This window comes from Sphingopyxis sp. HIX (assembly GCF_001468285.1).
In the GTDB taxonomy this organism is placed as follows: Bacteria; Pseudomonadota; Alphaproteobacteria; order Sphingomonadales; family Sphingomonadaceae; genus Sphingopyxis.
The window spans coordinates 25,950-42,718 of the sequence record NZ_LNSB01000014.1 but is presented as its reverse complement, the minus strand read 5'-3'; the positions used below and the strand labels follow the sequence as shown (position 1 = coordinate 42,718).

Below are 16,769 nucleotides of genomic sequence, written 5' to 3'. Positions count from 1 at the left end.
GCGGCGCGGGGATAGGGCAAAGGACATCGGATAAACCTCCCGAAACCGGATCAAAGGATAGGATGAAGAGACTGTCGCGAAGGTGAAGGGGCGCACTTCATTCGTCACCGCCCGCATCGCGTTCGCCGCGCTTGCCTTTGCCCTTTGCGGGCTTGGGCTTGCCGGCGGTCCCCGACGCATTCGTCGGCAACGTCGCTTTCCAGCGTGCGTAGCTTGCGGTCATCGCGTCGCGCAGCGCGGGGTTCGCCGATGCGAGGTTGCGTTTTTCGGACGGGTCAGCATTGAGGTCGAACAGCTTGGGCTTGCCGCCCTGCTCGATCAGCAGCTTCCACCGGCCGCGGCGCAGCGCGCCCGAATCGACGCAGCCCTTTTTCGCCTTGCAGATGCGCCCGGCCCATAAGAGGTCGCGCTCGGCGAGCCCGGCCTTGCCGGTCAGCAGCGGCATCAGGTCGCTGCCGTCGAACGGCACCGCCGATTGCGGCGCGGTGCTCCCCGCCAGCCCGATCAGCGTGCGATAGAGGTCGATCGTGATCACGGGCTCGTCGCGTACCTGTCCCGCGGCGATCACGCCTGGCCAGCTGACGACGAAGGGTTCGCGCACCCCGCCCTCGCGAAACGTGCCCTTTTCGCCGCTCAGAACCCCGCGCGCGCCCAGGATTTCGTCGGGCCAGTCCGGCTGATAGCCGCGGAAGTCGGACTTTGCGGGGCCGTTGTCGCTGGCGAAGACGACGATCGTGTTCTTGTCCAGTCCATGTTGGGCCAGCGCCTCGCGGACGCGGCCGACGCCTTCGTCGAGCGCGAGCACCATCGCGGCATAGAGCCGCTTGGGTTCGCTATCGAGATGCGCGACGCGATCCTTGAAGCGCTCGGCCGCCTCGAGCGGGCTGTGCGGCGCGTTGTAGGCGAGATAGAGGAAAAAGGGCTTTTCCGGATCGCGCTTGTCCAGGAAGGACAGGGCATTTTCGGTCAGCCGGTCGGTGAGGTAGAGATTATCGGGCCGCGAGACGTCCCATTTTCCTGAATCGCCGCCCTCGGCGCCGCTGCCCTTGCCGACCCCCGTATAGCTGCCGTCGGGGTTGGGCCAATAGCGCCCGCCCCAAGTCATCTTGTCGACCACCGTGTGCGCCGATCTGGCGGGATCGTTGGGCAGGTTCCATTTGCCGACCACCGCGGTGGCATAGCCGGCCTCGCCAAGCACCGCGGGCAGCAGCCGCGCGTCGGGAATCTTGACCTTGCCGGTGTCGGGGTTCCACCACGCGCCATAGCGCGCGGGATAAGCGCCGGTGAGCAGCGCGACGCGGCTTGGCCCGCAGACGGGCGCCGCCGAATAGCCGTTGGTGAAGCGCACGCCCGATGCCACCAGCGCGTCGAGGTTCGGCGTTTCGACCCAGGCACCCGCGCCGTTCGCGCTCAGGTCGCCATAGGCCATGTCGTCGGCATAGATGATGAGGATATTGGGGCGCGCGGGCGCCGTGCCGGCCTGTCCGGCAGCGGGTCCGGCCAGCGCCAGGCCGATGGCGCATAGCAGGAGCCGGGCGGTTCTCCCTCGCATGTCATTCTCTCCCATCGTCAGATTCCCCGAATCTCCGTCCGGACATATTTTTACAATGATAATATTGTCAATTGATGTCAATATTGTCACAAGGTGTCGCAACAGGGATGCGCTATAGTCCGCCGGGCGGGCTTAGCTCCTTGAATTTTCGATGGTTAGAGGCCGGTGACGAACGAATCACCTGCCCGTGGGGAGAGGGAAAATGACCCGTAAGCATGCCGATTGCCTGTCCGAAGCCGTACGCCACTCGCTTTTGGGTGCGTCGCTGATCGCGCTCGTCGCTGCCGTGCCCGCCGCGGCGCAGGAGGAAACGCCGCCCGCCGCCGAGCCGACGACCGAAGAAATCGTCGTCTCGGGCATCCGTGCCTCGCTCGCCAACGCCGCGCGCGACAAGGAGCAGGCCGACCAGATCAAGGACGTCATCAGCGCCGAGGACATCGGCAAGCTGCCCGACACCAATGTCGCCGAGGCGATGCAGCGCATCACCGGCGTGCAGATCAATCGCGACTTCGGCGAAGGGTCGGAAATCGCGGTGCGCGGCTTCGCGCAGAACCGCGTCGAGATCAACGGCCAGACCCAGATCGGCAGCGACGCAGGCGGGGCGATCGCGTTCAACACCATTCCCTCCGAAGCCTTTTCGAAGATCGAAGTCGTGAAATCGCCGTCGGCGAGCGATATCGAGGGTTCGCTGGGCGCCACGGTGCGTTTCAACACGCGCATGCCGCTCGACAATGGCGGCAAGCTGATCCTCTCGGCCAATGCGCAGGCGCAATATGCCGAACGCGCCGATGCCTGGACCCCGAACATCAGCCTGCTCGCGAGCAAGGGCTGGTCGCTCGGCGACGGCGAGGTGGGCGTGCTGCTCGGCTATACGCGCAACGAGCGCAAGCTGCGCCAGGACTTCTTCGACGTGCGTGGCTGGGAGGCGGTGAACGGCATCGGCCGCGACCTCGACGGCGACGGCGTGGTCGGCGAGGCGATCAGCCGCGATGCCGACAGCGGCATCATCACCGACCTGCAGGACGGCGTCTATGTCCCGCTGCAGACGCGGCTGCGCGTCACCGAACAGGTGCGCAAGCTGCAGAGCTGGACCGGCGCGATCCAGATGCGCCCGTCGAGCCGCTTCGAATTCTACATCAACGGCACCTATAGCCAGAGCAAGGCGTCGGACGAGAGCCACCAGGTCGTCGCCAACCTCAGCAACGCGATCGTCCCCGACGCCGCGAACGGCGGCAGCCGGCTCGGCACGCAATATGCCAATCTGGGCAATATCCTCGTCTCGCCCGATCATACGGTGCTGCAGGCGTTCGTGGGGTCGTTCAACAACCGCGGCGTCGCGCAGGGCATCGGCTTCAACCTGTCGGGCGCGTCGAACCCGCCGCAACAGGATGTGCTGTCGCTGCAGACGGGCATCAAATGGGACGCGACCGACCGGCTGCACGTCGAAGGCCAGCTCTCCTTCGCCAACGGCAAGCAATATAACCGGTTCATCAACACGACGAGCGGCATCAACAATGCCGACCGCCCCTTCTTCTTCTTCGATTATACCGCGGACAGCGACATTCCGACGATCGTGCCGCAGCAGTCGGTGGTCGGTGGCCAGCGCGTCACCGCGTTCCGCGAAGATGCGCGCTACGATTTCACCAACCCCGCGCTCTATAATTTCGCCAATATCGCGATCAACCGCGACCGCCAGCGCACGCGCGAGACCGCGCTGCGGCTCGACCTGACCTATGACGTGGGCGCCGGGCCGATCAAGTCGATCGAGTTCGGCGGGCGCCATGCCCATTACCGTGGCTATCGCTCGCGGATGCGCGCACGCGACGCCGCGGGCGCGGCCGACGGGACGCTCGGCGGGACGCTCTATCCGGCGCTGAACGCCGCCGAGCCGGGCCTGATCGTCGGGCTGCCCTTCGACGACCTGCTCGACGGCGCGACGGGCGATTTCCAGCGTTTCTGGTTCAACCCCGATCCCGGATATCTGAACGAAAATCTCGACCGGCTGCAGGAGAAATACGGCTTCGTCTTCGCGGTCGATCCCAGCTATGCCTTCGACGTCACGCGCAAGGACCAGGCGCTCTACGCCAAGGCCAATCTGGAGTTCGACGTGGGCGGCCTCGCGGTGTTCGGCAACGCCGGCCTGCGCTGGATCCACACCGACCAGACCGCGACCGGCGTCATCCCGGGCGGCACGCAGGGCGCGAACACGCTCGACGTCGTCACGGTCGGCAACAGCTATTCGAAGCTGCTGCCGAGCATCAACCTGACCTTCGAGCCCGCGAACCGCCTTTATGTCCGCCTCGCCGCGGCGAAGTCGATCGCGCGGCCGTCGCTGCTCGATTCGGCGCCGACGATCGTGATCAGCGACTCCTTCGACCGCGCCAAGGGCGGCAATCCGACGCTGCAGCCGCAGGAGGTCAACCAGTTCGACCTCTCGATCGAGAAATATTTCGGCAAGTCGAACCTGATCTCGGCCGCCTTCTTCTACAAGGATTTCAAGCAGCGGATCGAGAATGGCATCAGCGAGCTGTGCCTGCCGACCCCGGTCGGCGGTCTCGAAGAGACACCGGGCAACGACGGCTGCCTGGTCGGTCAGGATCGCACGCGCCTCGAACTGCCGCTCAACGTCGGCGGCGCGACGGTCAAGGGCGTCGAGCTCGGCTGGCAGCAGAGCCTGGACTTCTTGCCGTCGCCGCTCGACGGGCTCGGCTTCATCGCGAACTATACCTATGTCGACGCCAGCGGCGGCGGGGTCAGCGCGGGCGGCACGGTGCTGCCGGTGCAGGACCTGTCGAAGCACAGCTACAATCTGATCGGCTATTTCGAGAAATGGGGTTTCCAGGCGCGCGCCGCGTATAACTGGCGCAGCAAATTCTATGACGAGCGCACCGACACCAACCAGGCGTCCTTCGCCAAGGCCTATGGCCAGCTCGACGCGTCGATCAGCTATGACATCACGCCGAATATCAGCGTCAGCGTCGAGGGGCTGAACCTGCTCAACGAGCCCGAGCTCCGCTATCAGGAACTCGAGGAGCGGCTGCTGTCGTACCGCGTCAACGACCGGCGCGTCCTGTTCGGGATCCGCATCAAGAATTGACCCTTCCGCCGGGTCCGCGTGGTCGCTGCGGGCCCGGCACAAAGGCGAAGGGGCCGGGGATCAGAACGATCCCCGGCCCCTTTGCTTTGCGGTTTTGCCGGCGGCCTATTCGGCTTCGGCGCCGCCCGCGGCCTGCTTCGCGGCGGCTGCCGCCTGCATCTCGGCCTGGCTGACCGTGCCGTTGCCGTCGGTGTCGAGGCGCTTGATGAAGCGTTTCACCTTCTTGTCCTCGGCAAGCGAGGGGTCGCCCTTCTTTTCGGCGCGCGCCTTCAGCATCGCGGTGACCTCGCTCTCGTCGAGCTGGCCGTCGGCATTGGCGTCGAACTTGGCGAACATCTTGCCGCGCCCTTCCTGGGCGTGGGCGGTGCCGGCGGCGAGGCCGATAGCAGTGAAGGCAATGATCCATCTACGCATGATATTTCCTCTATTTGGGTGCGACGATTTGGGGTTTTCTATCTTGGGCGGGCTGAAGGCCGCCTGTCCCTCAGCGCGCGTCGGCGATCGGGAATGCGACCGGCTGGCCGTCGACCATGCCGGTCACCCGGTCGCCGCGCACGACGAAGCGGAACTTCGCGCCGTCGCTGCGCTTGCCGCGAATGATGCGGTCGGCGCCGCGACGGAAATCGACCGCGTGATAGCGCTGGCCGTCGTGTTCGAAGATCGTCGGCGCGGGGGCGGGCGCCGCCTGGGTCGCCGTGGCCGAGAGGAGCAGGGTGGGGAGCAAGGCAATCATGGAGTTTCTCCTTTTTTATGACTGCCGTGCCGATATCACTCCCGTCCCGCGATCGAATGCCATCGCTGTATAAATTTGTCGCAGAGTGTCGCGGCGATTGCGCCATGCCCCCGGCTCAGCGCCCGACGCGCTCGCGCACCGGTTTCCAGCCGCCCTTGCGCACCGCTTCCAGTTCGGCTGCGGCGGACTTGTACGCCGGATCGTCGGCGCGATTGACGCTTTCGCTGGGGTCCTGCTCGAGGTCGTAGAGCTCGGCGCGCACCAGCTTCGCGGCGGCATCGACCCAGCCCGTGTAGCGATAGCGGTCGGTGCGTACCGTATAGCCGGTCAGCGCGCCATTGCCCTCGGTGAGGCCGGCGTTGCGGCCATATTGGGCGAAGGCCGCCTGTTTCCACGCGCGGTCAGGCTTTTCGAGCACCGGCACCATCGACAGGCCTTCGAGGTTGGTGGGTGCACCGAGGCCCGCGAGTTCGGCGAGCGTCGGATAGATGTCGACCGTCTCGACGATCGCCTTCGACCGCGTCCCCGCCTGCGTCTCGCCCGGCGCGCGGATGATCAGCGGGATGTGGATGTCGATGTTCGCGGTGCTGTGCTTCGACCATTTGGCATGGTCGCCGAGCTTCCAGCCATGGTCGCCCCACAGGACGACGATGGTGTTGTCGTCGAGGCCCTGCTGTTTGAGCGCGGCCATCAGCCGGCCGACGAGGTCGTCGGCGTAGCTCACCGCGGCGAGATAGCCCCAGCGCAGCTCGTCGGCCTTGTTCTGGGGCATGTCGGGCTGGAAGGGCTTGGTGTCGGGATAGTTCCAGACCTCATAGGCGACGAGCGCCCAGGGCGGCGCGCCTTTCTGTCCCTCGGGGTTGATCGGCGCGGGCACGGTGGCTGCGGTGTAGCGGTCCCAGTCGCTTTTCGGCGAAATGAAGGGGAGGTGCGGGCGGTGGATGCCGACCGCCATGAAGAAGGGCTCGCCGCTCTTCGCGAGCTGCGGCAATTGTTCGAGCGCGAGGTTGACGTTGATCGTGTCGGGCAATTCCTCGCCATCGGCGGCGCGCGCCACTGCGACCTTTTCCTCGCCGTCCTTACGCTTCTGGCGCTGGATGACCTTTTCCATGTCGGGTTTGCGAACGGTCCAGCCTTCGGGATTATCGTCTGTATGGTGATAGATCTTGCCATAGCCGTAGGTGCCGTAGCCCGCCTGCTTGAACAGCTCGGTCAGCGTGACGGCGTCGGGAACCGCCTTGTCGACGGGCGTCTCGAGGTCCTTGATGCCCGTGGTGTCGGGGCGCAGCCCGGTCATCAGCGCCGCGCGCGACGGGCCACAGACCGCCTGGCTGACGAAGGCATTTTCAAAGACGAGCCCCGACTTGCCGAGCGCGTCCATGTTCGGGGTCTGCGCGGTCGGATGGCCATAGATGCCGAGGTCGGGGCGCAGGTCGTCGATCATGATGAACAGGATATTGGGCTTGCCCTTCGCCCCGGGTGCCGGCGCGGGCGCCTGTTCCGTCGCGGCGGCGGGCCCGGGGGCCGCGGCGACGCCGCCGACCGCGCAGGCGGCGAGGGCGAGGCATGTGGTCGCGAGCGAGGTCGAACGCAGGAGGGGAAGCAAGCGGGCCATAGTCATCCAATTCCCATTTTTATCTTGACTGGGCTGGGCATTCCCTAAATAGACAACATTGTCAATCGCGCAATTGTCGCAGTTTTGTCGCAAGACTGGGGCCCGCGCCATGTCGAAACAGCGGCGAAAGGGAGATTGTGATGGCCAAGGTTTTTCGCCCCGCACGCTGGGCGCTTGCGATGCTGCCGCTGATCGCGGCGGGATTCGCCGCGGGCGCGGCTGCGAAGGACGGCGCGATAAAGCTGCCCGCGGGGGACGTGAAACTCGACATCAAGAGCTGGCCGGTGATCGGCTCGGCGGTGCCCGCCAACGCGCGTGCGAAGACCGAAAAGCGCGTCGAGGCGATGCTGAAGCGGATGACCGTCGAGGAAAAGGTCGGCCAGCTTCTCCAGCCCGAGATCATGAACATCACCCCGGAAGAGGTGAAGCAATATCATATCGGGTCGGTGCTGAACGGCGGCAACGGGCGCCCGAACAAGAATATCCACGCCCCCGCCGCCGACTGGCTGGCGATGGCCGACGCCTTCTGGGCGGCCTCGACCGACAAGACCGGGGGCGGTGTCGGGGTGCCGATCATCTGGGGCATCGATTCGGTCCACGGCAACAACTCGGTGTTCGGCGGTACGATCTTTCCGCACAATATCGGCCTTGGCGCGGCGAACGATCCGAAGCTGATGGTCGAGGTCGGCCGCGTGACCGCAGTCGAAAGCGCCGCGATCGGCACCGACTGGACCTTCGCGCCCGCGCTGTCGATCCCGCGCGACGATCGCTGGGGCCGTACCTATGAGGGCTATTCGGAAGACCCGACGATCGCCGGAACGCTCGGCGCCGCTTACACCAAGGGGCTGCAGGGCGATCCCAAGGGCAAATTCTTCCCCGCAGGCTCGATCATCGCGACCGCCAAGCATTTCGTCGCCGACGGCGGCACGCAGAACGGGCGCGATCAGGGCGATGCGGTGGTTCCCGAGGGCGAACTGCGCGACGTGCACTTCGCGCCCTACGTGCCGACGCTGCAGGCCGGCGCGCAGACGATCATGGCCTCCTACTCGAAATGGAATGGCGTTCGCATGCATGGCCATGGGCCGCTGCTGACCTCGATGCTCAAGGATCATGGCGGCTTCGACGGCTTCGTCGTCGGCGACTTCAACGGCCATGCGCTGATCCCCGGCTGTACCAACGGCAATTGCCCAGACGCGCTGCTTGCAGGCGTCGACATGTATATGATCCCCGTCGACTGGAAGCCGCTCTACGGCAATCTGGTCAAGCAGGTGAAGGACGGCACCATCCCGGCAGCGCGGCTCGACGATGCGGTACGGCGTATCCTGCGCGTCAAGGAGCGCGCCGGGCTGTTCGACGCGCCCAAGCCCTCGGCGCGCGCCTTCGCAGGCCAGCAGCATATCGGCACCGCCGAACACCGCGGGATCGCGCGCCGTGCCGCGCGCCAGTCGATGGTGCTGCTCAAGGACGATCCGAAAATCCTGCCGTTCCCGGCGAACTCGAAGATACTCGTCGCGGGCGCGGGCGCCGACAATGTTCCGATGCTGGTCGGCGGCTGGTCGATGAACTGGCAGGGCACCGGCCTGTCGAACAAGGATTTCCCGGGTTCGACCAGCGTCTACGCGGGACTCAAGGCGGCGCTCGACGCGAACGGCGGTTCCGCGACGCTGAGCCGCGACGGCAGCTTCACGGGCAAGCCCGACTATGCCGTCGTCGTGTTCGGCGAGACCCCCTACGCCGAATATCAGGGCGACCGCGAAAGCGTGATCTACAAGGCGCCCGACAGCGATCCCGATCTTGCGACGCTGCGCAAGTTGAAGGCCGCGGGCATCCCGACGATCGGCATTTTCCTGAGCGGCCGCCCGCTGTGGATCAACCCGCAACTGAATGCTAGCGACGCGATGGTCGCGGCCTTCCTCCCGGGGACCGAGGGCGGCGGCGCGGTCGCCGACCTGATCGTCGCGGATGCCGACGGCGGGCCGGCCTATGACTTCACCGGCCGGCTGTCCTTCTCCTGGCCGAAGTTGGCGAGCCAGACCGCGCTCAACAAGGGCGGCAAGGATTATGATCCGCTCTTCGCGCTCGGCTATGGCCTGTCGCTTGGCAGCCGCAAGCCGATCGGCCAACTCGGCGAAGATCCCGGCATTTCGGCCGAGATGCTGCGTGCGGCGAGCAACGGCGTCTTTTTCAGTGAAGGCCGCGCGGTCGCGCCGTGGCGCGTCTATCTGGGCGACAGCGCCGAGGCGCGGCTGAAGACCGAAGGCGATCGTTATGTCACCAGCCGCACCGGCGCGATCAGCTTCGAAAGCGCCGACCGCAACCGGCAGGAAGATACGAAGATCGCGCGCTGGTCGGGCAAGGGTGCCGGCAAGATGTTCGTGCTCGGCTATAACGATGTCGACATGTCGAAGCGCGTCGCCGACGACGAGTCGGTGGTGCTGTCGGTTTCGTTGCTCGAAGTGCCGGCCGCCAATGTGACCGCCAGCTTTGGCACCGTTCCGAAGAATGGCAGCGTCGACCTGACGCCGCTGCTGAAGCAATTGACCCCCGGTCAGTGGGAAGAAATCAGCGTTCCGCTCAAATGTTTCGCGGGTCCGAACGTCGATTTTTCGAACGTCGACATGCCACTGATGCTTGCCACCGACGGCCGCTTCGCTATCCAGCTTGCTAGCCTGGGCCTTGGCCCGGCGCGCGGACGGAAATTGTCCTGCTGATGCGAAGGGGAAGCATGTCCGACGGCGAAATCAGCGACACGCAGGTGCGTCGTTCGACGATCACCGACGTCGCGCGCCTCGCGGACGTGTCGATCAAGACCGTCTCGCGCGTCGTGCGGCAGGAACCGAACGTCAGCGAGGACACGCGCAAGGCGGTCCGCGCGGCGATCGAGCAGCTCAATTATCGCCCGACGATCTCCGCGCGGAGCACCACTGGCGCGCGGTCTTTCATGCTCGGGCTCGTGTTCGATAATCCCAACCCCAGCTATACGTTCGACCTCTTGATCGGGGCGCAGCAGGCGGTGAAGGAGCAGGGTTATCAGCTCGTGTTCGAACCGCTCGAACGCAATGGCAAGGGGCTCGGCGCAGCGATCACCCAGCTCGTCATCCAGGGCAATCTCGACGGCGTGATCGTGCCGCCGCCGCTCTGCGACGACCCGACGGTGCTCGCCGCGTTGTCGAAGCTCAATCGCCCCTTTGCGCGCATCTCGCCGAGCCGCGAACTGACAATGGGGTTCGGGGTCTCGATGGATGACCGTGGCGCCGCCCGCGCGATGACGCGCCACCTGATCGAGCTCGGGCACCAGCGGATCGGCTTCATCAAGGGGCGCGCGGGCACCGCGACGACGCAGAACCGGCTGCAGGGTTATGTCGACGCGCTCGCCGCGGCGGGTATCGCCTTCGACGAGACGCTGGTCGAGCAGGGCGATTTCCAGATGCGCTCGGGGCTGGTCTGCGCCGATAGGTTGCTGGCGCTTTCGAGGCCGCCGACGGCCATCTTTGCGAGCAACGACGACATGGCGGCGGGCGCGTTGATCGCAGTGCAGCGCAGAGGCTATGCCGTGCCCGGCGACATTTCGGTGGCGGGCTTCGACGACGCTGCGACGGCCTCCGCCATGTGGCCGCCACTGACCACCATTCGCCAGCCCGTTGCCGACATGGCCGCAACCGCGGCGCGCAAGGTCATCGAATATCAGCGCGACCCCGAAGGCGCGACGCTCGACAATGTCCAGCTGGATTATGAGCTGGTCGTTCGTGAATCGACGGGCCCCGCGCCGCAGCCGAAGTGAACTACCGGCTGGGAACCGCCGGACGGATCACGCTCCTTGCCGTCTTTCTGACCTGGGGCGTCGTCGGCGTCCTCGTCCGGATGACGGTGCCGCATTTCAAGGCGGCGTTCGAGCTCGGCTATCGCGACGCGCTGCTCGTCCAGTCGGCCTTCTTCATCACCTATCTGCTCTTCTCGCGCGCGGGCGGGGCCATTACGGCGCGGATCGGGTTTCGCAACGGCGCCATGCTCGGATTGGTGCTGATCGGATTGGGCGCGCTCGGCCTCGCCGCTGCAACATTGGCGGGCGAGTTCGTTGCGCTGCTGCCGTCGATCTTCGTGCTCGCCAGCGGGGTGACATTGCTCCAGGTGTCGGCGAACCCGCTCGCGGCCGTCGAGGGCCATTTGCGCAGCGCTTCCGGCAATCTGACGTTCGCGCAGGGCTTCAATTCGCTGGGGACGGTTGCGGCACCGCTGATTGCGGGCGCGGCCTTCCTCGGGACGCCCGACAGTGCGCTAGAGCCTGTCCGCACGCTGTTCGCCGGCGTCGCCTTCTTTGTCCTGGCGCTGGCGTTGCTGGCGCGGCTGACGCTGCGCGAGAATGAAAAGGCACAGTCGCCGCGGCCCGAAGAGCCGGGACGGGCGCTCGGGCTGATCGAGACGGCCCGGTTGCGTGCCGGGGTCGCGGCGATCTTTCTCTACGTCGGTGCCGAGGTCGCGATCACCACCACGCTCGTCAACTTCCTCGAGGAGAGGCTTGCGATTTCGCGTGAGGCGGCGGCGGCGCTCGTCGCGCTCTTCTGGCTGGGGATGCTCGTTGGCCGCTTTTCCGCAGTGCCGGTGCTGCTGCGTTTCGAGCGGCAAAGGGTGCTCGCGGCGACGGCGTTTCTCGCAGCAGCGCTCTGCCTGATCGCCAGCACAGCGGGCGGCGCGGTGGCGGCGATCGCGATCCTCGCTGTCGGGCTGTTTGGCGGGCCCCAGTTCCCGACGATCTTCGCGATCGCCAGCGCCGACCTCGAGCCGCAAGCCCGCGCCAAGGCGGCGGGCTGGTTGTGCACCGGCATCGTCGGCGGCGGGATCGTGCCGCTGCTGTTCGGCGAGGTCGCCGACCGTTTCTCGCTGGCCGCTGCGCTTTGGGTCCCGGCGCTCTGTTTTGGCGGTATCGCGCTGTTCGCGCTGCGCTACGGCCGCCGGCTCAGCACGCCGGCAGCTTCGCCGGATCGACCGTAATCGCTTCGCTGGGCTTGTAGCCATAGCGGATGGCGCGTGCGATGAAGGGCGTGTTCGCCACCAGCGGAGCCGCGTACAGGTTGGTCTTGCCTTCGGGGCCGCCCCATCCGATCGATGCGCCGGATGTGGGGGACGCCAGGCGGATGGTGCCGACGGACAGGCGACACGCCGCGACGGGCGCCGTCACCGGCTGCTTGCCCCCCGGCCACATGCGTTCGGTCATCACCGCTTCGCTGTCGCGGCCTTGGTCGCCACTCGCAGCGATCCAGCGGTCGAGTTTCGCCGAAAGCCGTTTCTTCTCTGCCGCGAATTTCGGATCGCCCGCAAGATTGGTCACCTCGTCGGGGTCGGTGGCCGTATCGAACAGCATCTCGCGCGGTGCCGGGCCTTCGAGATAGGCGCGCTGCAGCGGCGTCAACCCGCCCGCCGCAAGCAGACGGCGCCATTCGCGCATGATCGGATTGACGTTCTGATAGGCGAGCGACGGGATCACCGGCAGGTCCGAATAATAGCGGATATAATGATAGCGCGCCTCGCGCACGCCGCGAAAGCGCTGCGGCACCTCGTCGAAACGGTCGCCGCCCATATAGACCGCGTCGGGAGCCTTCCCGCCGAACAGGTCGCGGCCCTGGATCCACTTGGGGACCGGCGCCTTGGCCCAGTGGAGAAAGGTTGGCGCAAGGTCGATCGCGCTGACCAGATCGCCGCGCACCGTTCCTGCCCCATGGCGGTCGGGGAATCGGATGATCAGCGGCACTTGCGTGCCGCTGTCGAAGATCGTCCGTTTGCCGCGCGGCAGCCCGTCGCCATGGTCGGTCATGAAGATGATGATGCTGTCGTCGAAGCGCCCTTCGGCGCGCAGCCGGTCGAGCAGGCGCCCGACCGCGGCATCCATCGCGCGGACATTGTCATATTCGCGCGCGATATTGGCGCGAACGACCGGGGTGTCGGGATAATAAGCGGGGACACGGACCTTCGCCGGATCGGTGAGCGCGAAGGTCTTTTCGGCATCGAGCCTGGTGTTCTGCTTCATGACATTGGCGACCGACGGATGCAGCTTTACGTCGGTATCCAGCGGCCACGTCCGGCTTTCGTGCGTATGTTCGTGGTTGAACATCAGGAAAAAGGGCTGGCCGGGCCTCCGCGCGTTCCAGTCGGCCTCGTCGCGGTTCTGGTCCCATATGGTGAAGGAGTCGCCGAACTGATAATCGGTCTTCTGGTCGTTGACGGTGTAATAGCCCGCGGCGCGCAGCAGCTCAGGAAAGGCCTTTACCTCGGCGGGCGGTACCGCCTCATAGGGGAAGCCCTCCTTCATCTTCGCGCCATAGTCGCGCGTGCGCATATGCATCGTGCCGAGCGTCTCCTGGCTGACCCCGGTGATCAGCGCCGAGCGCGAGGGTGCGCACACACCGGCGGTGGTGAAGGCGCGGGTGAAGCGAACGCCCTCGGCCGCGAGCCGGTCGATGTTCGGCGTGACTGCGACATTATCGCCGTAGGAGCCGATGCGCGGACTGAGGTCTTCGGCGGTGATCAGGATGATGTTCGGCCGCGCGGATGCAGACGCTGTTGCGGCGCGCGGCGCGCTTCCCGCGCAGCCCCCGAGCAGCATCGGGGTCAGCGCGGCGAGCCCCGCGAGCACGCGCGTCATTCGGAGGTGCTTTCTTTCTTGCCGCCTTCGCTCTTGAGATTGTCGCGCAGGTCCGCCTCATTGCCGTTGCGCATCCAGCGATCGGGGAATTCGCCCGCCTTCGCGCCCTTACGGCTCCGCAGCACCGCGCCTTCGCCATTCCGCTCGGTGAAGGTGACGTAGGAGCGCCCTTCGTCGGGATCGAGGCCGGCGAACAAGGCCGCGCGCATCGTGCGGACGATATTCTTGAGCGACGGGTCGGCGACGAGGTTGCGCATCTCTTTTGGATCGTTCTGGAGGTCGTAGAGCTCTTCGGTATCCCAGATGCCGTGATACTGGATATATTTGTAACGGTCGCCGCGCAGCGCGAAGGTCGTCGGCGTCTGCGGGTAATTATACTCCCAATAATATTCGTAGTTCAGCGCATCGCGCCACTTGCCTTCGTGCTGCCGCCCCATCAGCTGGTCGGCGAAGCTCATGCCGTCGATCTTGGCATTGGTGCTTGCCCCCGCGAGCGCGAGGAAGGTCGGCGCGATGTCGATGTTCGCGACGATGTCGTCGACGACGCGCCCCTTGGTCATGCCGCCGCTGAACGCGATGAGCGGCACGCGCATCGATTCCTCATAGGCGTTGCGCTTGTCGATCAGGCCATGCTCGCCGAACATGAAGCCATTGTCGCCCATCATCATGATGACGGTGTTTTCGAGCAGGCCCTTGTCCTTGAGCTGCTGGATGATCGCGCCGATCCCCTCGTCGACCGCGGCGAGCGTGCGATTGTAACGCAGTTTGTAGTCGGTGATGTCGAGCGTCGAATGATAGGGGAAGTCGACGCCGTGCCAGCTGTTGCGCTGGTTCTGCACCCACATCGGCTTGCCCGCGCGGTTCTCGGGGGTATCGGCCATCGATGCGGGCAGCTTGATGGAATCGCGCGAATAGAGGTTCTTGTGGCGATCGGCGGGGATGAAGTCCGAATGGACCGCCTTGTGCGACAGATAGAGGAAGAAGGGCTTCTTGCCGCTCTGCTGCTTCAGCCAGTCGAGCGCGAACTGATTGAGTTCATCGGTGATGTAGCCGCGCTGCTCGACGCTTTTGCCATCGATGTTGAGCCTGTGGCGCGGTCCGCCCTTGCCGTCGTCAGGCAAATAATTGCCCTGACCCTTGAAGCTGATCCAGTGATCGAAACCGGGCTGCGGCGCGTCGGTGTGTCCGCCCATGTGCCACTTGCCGATAAAGGCAGTCGCATAGCCCGCCTGCTGCAGCGCCTGCGGGAAGAAGAAGGTGCCCGAACGGAACTTGATGTTATTATCGGCGATCCCGTGATTGTGCATATATTGCCCCGTCAGGATCGAGGCGCGGCTGGGCGAGCAGAGCGCGGTGGTCGCGAAGGCGTTGCGAAAATAGACACCCTCGCGCGCGATCCGGTCCATGTTCGGCGTCTTGATCGCGGGATCGAGGAAACCCATTGCGTCGTAGCGCTGGTCGTCGTTCAGGATGAAGACGATGTTCGGATGCGCGGGCTTGGCCGCGCCCCGTGCCGCAGCCGGCCCGGCCGGCGCGAGCAGCGTCAGCGCGCCGAACGCGAGCGCGGTCCGCGCCGCGCGAAATGCTGCCGGAGACTTTTTGTTCGTCATCGTCCTCACCCGTTTTCAGGCGGAGGGCCGCGCATCCGTGGCACGCCGCTTCCATCCGCCATGTCCTTCCATAAATGGCTGATTCGCGGTTATGACAATATTGACATAGGATGGCAACCTGCCAATGTTGCGCCATTGCCGACGCATTGATTCGGCGGTGGGAGAGCCAAGTGATGACCGACCGGGCCGAAGCCCCGACGCGCGCCGCGTCTTCGACGGCGGGTGCCTTTGCCAGCGTAACGACGCTGTTTTTCGCCTGGGGTTTCATTACCTCGCTGATCGACCCGCTCGTCGCCGCGGTGAAGGGCATTTTTGCGCTCTCGAACCTCGAAGCGCAGCTCACCGCCTTCGCTTTCTTCATCGCTTATGGCGTCGTCTCGATTCCGGCGGCATTGCTCGTCGCGCGGATGCGCGCGGTGCCGTCGATCGTTCTTGCGATCGCGCTGATGATCCTCGCCTGCGCGGTGATCCTCGGCGCGAGCAACCTAGCGACCTATGCGGGCGTGCTGCTCGGGCTCTTCATCCTCGCGAGCGGCGTGACGATCCTGCAGGTCGCGGCGAATCCGCTCGCCGCTGCGCTCGGCGCCCCCGAACGCAGTCATTTCCGCCTGACTTTCAGCCAGGCGTTCAATTCGCTTGGCACCGTGCTCGGCCCGTTGCTCGGGGCAAAGCTGCTCCTCGAACGTGTCGAGGTGCCCGAAGGGCAAGCGATCAGCGCGGCCGACCGGTCGGCCGCGCTTGCCTCGATCGATCTCAGTTTCCTGATCGTCGGCGCGCTGCTCGCGCTGCTGGCGGCCTTCATCTGGCGTTCGCGCCGCCGCATCGCCAGTGCCGCGCCTGCGGCTTCGGGCGAAGCGCCCGGTTTTGTCGGCACGCTCAAGCAGGTGTTAGCCTCACCATGGGCGTTGCTCGGCGGTGCCGCCATTTTTCTCTATGTCGGGGCCGAGGTTGCCATCGGTACCCAGATGGCGCTTTTCCTCTCCGACGACGGCATATGGGGCATCCCGCTCCAGCATGCGGGATATTATGTCAGCCTCTACTGGCTGGGAGCCATGATCGGCCGCTTTGCAGGATCGGTGCTGCTGACCCGGATTCCGGCCGCGCGGCTGCTGGCTATCTTCGCGGCGGTCAATGCGCTGCTTTGCCTCTTCATTTTCCTGTCGTCGGGACCCGTGGCCGGATACGCGGCGCTTTCGATCGGCCTTTTCAACTCGATCATGTTCCCGCTGATCTTCACCCTGACGCTCGAGCGATCGAGCGCGTCGGTCGAGGCTACCTCGGGCTTTCTTTGCACCGCCATCATCGGCGGCGCACTGTTGCCGCTGGTTGCAGGATCCATCGCCGACGCCCAGGGCTATTCCGCCTCCTTCCTGGTGCCGCTCACCTGCTATGTGATGCTCGCCTGCTTCGCTTTCGCGGCTGGGGCTTCCCGAGCGCGAACGCGATTGTCCGGCACGACCGCTTCCGCCCATTGACCAGTAACACGCGTCCGTCCAGCTTTGGTTCGTGCGGCAATCCTATCAGA

General features: G+C 65.5%; 11 protein-coding genes. 5 read left to right on the top strand and 6 right to left on the bottom strand.

Annotated elements, in window-relative coordinates:
* Nucleotides 1-97: 97 nt before the first annotated feature.
* Nucleotides 98-1,552, bottom strand: a complete 1,455-nt coding sequence (locus ATE62_RS08640) for a sulfatase family protein (RefSeq protein ID WP_058818495.1) — start codon at nucleotides 1,550-1,552, stop codon at nucleotides 98-100.
* A gap of 202 nt (nucleotides 1,553-1,754) precedes the next feature.
* Between ATE62_RS08640 and ATE62_RS08635 the strand changes: the two genes are divergently transcribed.
* On the top strand, nucleotides 1,755-4,649 hold the full coding sequence (locus ATE62_RS08635; protein ID WP_058818494.1) for a TonB-dependent receptor: 2,895 nt from the start codon (nucleotides 1,755-1,757) through the stop codon (nucleotides 4,647-4,649).
* A 105-nt stretch (nucleotides 4,650-4,754) separates the two neighbouring features.
* Here ATE62_RS08635 and ATE62_RS08630 read toward each other — a convergent pair whose 3' ends face one another.
* From ATE62_RS08630 to ATE62_RS08620, 3 genes are all read right to left on the bottom strand, one after another.
* Nucleotides 4,755-5,063, bottom strand: a complete 309-nt coding sequence (locus ATE62_RS08630) for an EF-hand domain-containing protein (RefSeq protein ID WP_058807490.1) — start codon at nucleotides 5,061-5,063, stop codon at nucleotides 4,755-4,757.
* Between the two features lie 70 nt (nucleotides 5,064-5,133).
* Nucleotides 5,134-5,382 carry a hypothetical protein gene (locus ATE62_RS08625; protein ID WP_058807491.1) on the bottom strand — a complete coding sequence of 83 codons (249 nt, stop codon included), beginning with the start codon at nucleotides 5,380-5,382 and terminating at the stop codon, nucleotides 5,134-5,136.
* Between the two features lie 115 nt (nucleotides 5,383-5,497).
* Complete coding sequence (locus ATE62_RS08620; RefSeq protein ID WP_197411636.1) at nucleotides 5,498-7,003, bottom strand: sulfatase; 1,506 nt, start codon at nucleotides 7,001-7,003, stop codon at nucleotides 5,498-5,500.
* A gap of 134 nt (nucleotides 7,004-7,137) precedes the next feature.
* On the opposite strand from ATE62_RS08620, the gene ATE62_RS08615 reads away from it, so the two are divergent.
* From ATE62_RS08615 to ATE62_RS08605, 3 genes are read left to right on the top strand one after another with little or no spacing between them, the layout of a single operon-like run.
* Entirely contained in the window at nucleotides 7,138-9,708 is a 2,571-nt protein-coding gene (locus ATE62_RS08615) for a glycoside hydrolase family 3 protein (RefSeq protein ID WP_058807493.1), read from the top strand.
* 14 nt (nucleotides 9,709-9,722) lie between these two features.
* Entirely contained in the window at nucleotides 9,723-10,778 is a 1,056-nt protein-coding gene (locus ATE62_RS08610) for a LacI family DNA-binding transcriptional regulator (protein WP_058807494.1), read from the top strand.
* Nucleotides 10,775-11,986, top strand: coding sequence for an MFS transporter (locus tag ATE62_RS08605; RefSeq protein ID WP_058807495.1), 1,212 nt, complete (start codon nucleotides 10,775-10,777; stop codon nucleotides 11,984-11,986). The genes ATE62_RS08610 and ATE62_RS08605 overlap by 4 nt, the downstream gene beginning before the upstream one ends.
* Here the strand turns inward: ATE62_RS08605 and ATE62_RS08600 are convergent.
* Both ATE62_RS08600 and ATE62_RS08595 read right to left on the bottom strand, forming a co-directional pair.
* Nucleotides 11,952-13,634 (bottom strand): sulfatase family protein, encoded by a 1,683-nt coding sequence (locus tag ATE62_RS08600; RefSeq protein ID WP_058807496.1) that lies wholly within the window; start codon nucleotides 13,632-13,634, stop codon nucleotides 11,952-11,954. The genes ATE62_RS08605 and ATE62_RS08600 overlap by 35 nt on opposite strands.
* The gene (locus tag ATE62_RS08595; protein ID WP_058807497.1) at nucleotides 13,631-15,244 is read right to left on the bottom strand and encodes a sulfatase family protein; all 1,614 of its coding nucleotides are present in this window, start codon (nucleotides 15,242-15,244) and stop codon (nucleotides 13,631-13,633) included. The genes ATE62_RS08600 and ATE62_RS08595 overlap by 4 nt, the downstream gene beginning before the upstream one ends.
* A 173-nt stretch (nucleotides 15,245-15,417) precedes the next feature.
* On the opposite strand from ATE62_RS08595, the gene ATE62_RS08590 reads away from it, so the two are divergent.
* Nucleotides 15,418-16,719, top strand: coding sequence for a sugar MFS transporter (locus tag ATE62_RS08590; RefSeq protein WP_058807498.1), 1,302 nt, complete (start codon nucleotides 15,418-15,420; stop codon nucleotides 16,717-16,719).
* Nucleotides 16,720-16,769 lie beyond the last annotated feature (50 nt).

What these genes read in the sequence shown, in the direction of transcription:
- ATE62_RS08640 (WP_058818495.1), bottom strand. Translation starts at nt 1,552, where the DNA reads ATGCGAGGGAGAACCGCCCGGCTCCTGCTATGCGCCATCGGCCTGGCG.
- ATE62_RS08635 (WP_058818494.1), top strand. Translation starts at nt 1,755, where the DNA reads ATGACCCGTAAGCATGCCGATTGCCTGTCCGAAGCCGTACGCCACTCG.
- ATE62_RS08630 (WP_058807490.1), bottom strand. Translation starts at nt 5,063, where the DNA reads ATGCGTAGATGGATCATTGCCTTCACTGCTATCGGCCTCGCCGCCGGC.
- ATE62_RS08625 (WP_058807491.1), bottom strand. Translation starts at nt 5,382, where the DNA reads ATGATTGCCTTGCTCCCCACCCTGCTCCTCTCGGCCACGGCGACCCAG.
- ATE62_RS08620 (WP_197411636.1), bottom strand. Translation starts at nt 7,003, where the DNA reads ATGACTATGGCCCGCTTGCTTCCCCTCCTGCGTTCGACCTCGCTCGCG.
- ATE62_RS08615 (WP_058807493.1), top strand. Translation starts at nt 7,138, where the DNA reads ATGGCCAAGGTTTTTCGCCCCGCACGCTGGGCGCTTGCGATGCTGCCG.
- ATE62_RS08610 (WP_058807494.1), top strand. Translation starts at nt 9,723, where the DNA reads ATGTCCGACGGCGAAATCAGCGACACGCAGGTGCGTCGTTCGACGATC.
- ATE62_RS08600 (WP_058807496.1), bottom strand. Translation starts at nt 13,634, where the DNA reads ATGACGCGCGTGCTCGCGGGGCTCGCCGCGCTGACCCCGATGCTGCTC.
- ATE62_RS08595 (WP_058807497.1), bottom strand. Translation starts at nt 15,244, where the DNA reads ATGACGAACAAAAAGTCTCCGGCAGCATTTCGCGCGGCGCGGACCGCG.
- ATE62_RS08590 (WP_058807498.1), top strand. Translation starts at nt 15,418, where the DNA reads ATGACCGACCGGGCCGAAGCCCCGACGCGCGCCGCGTCTTCGACGGCG.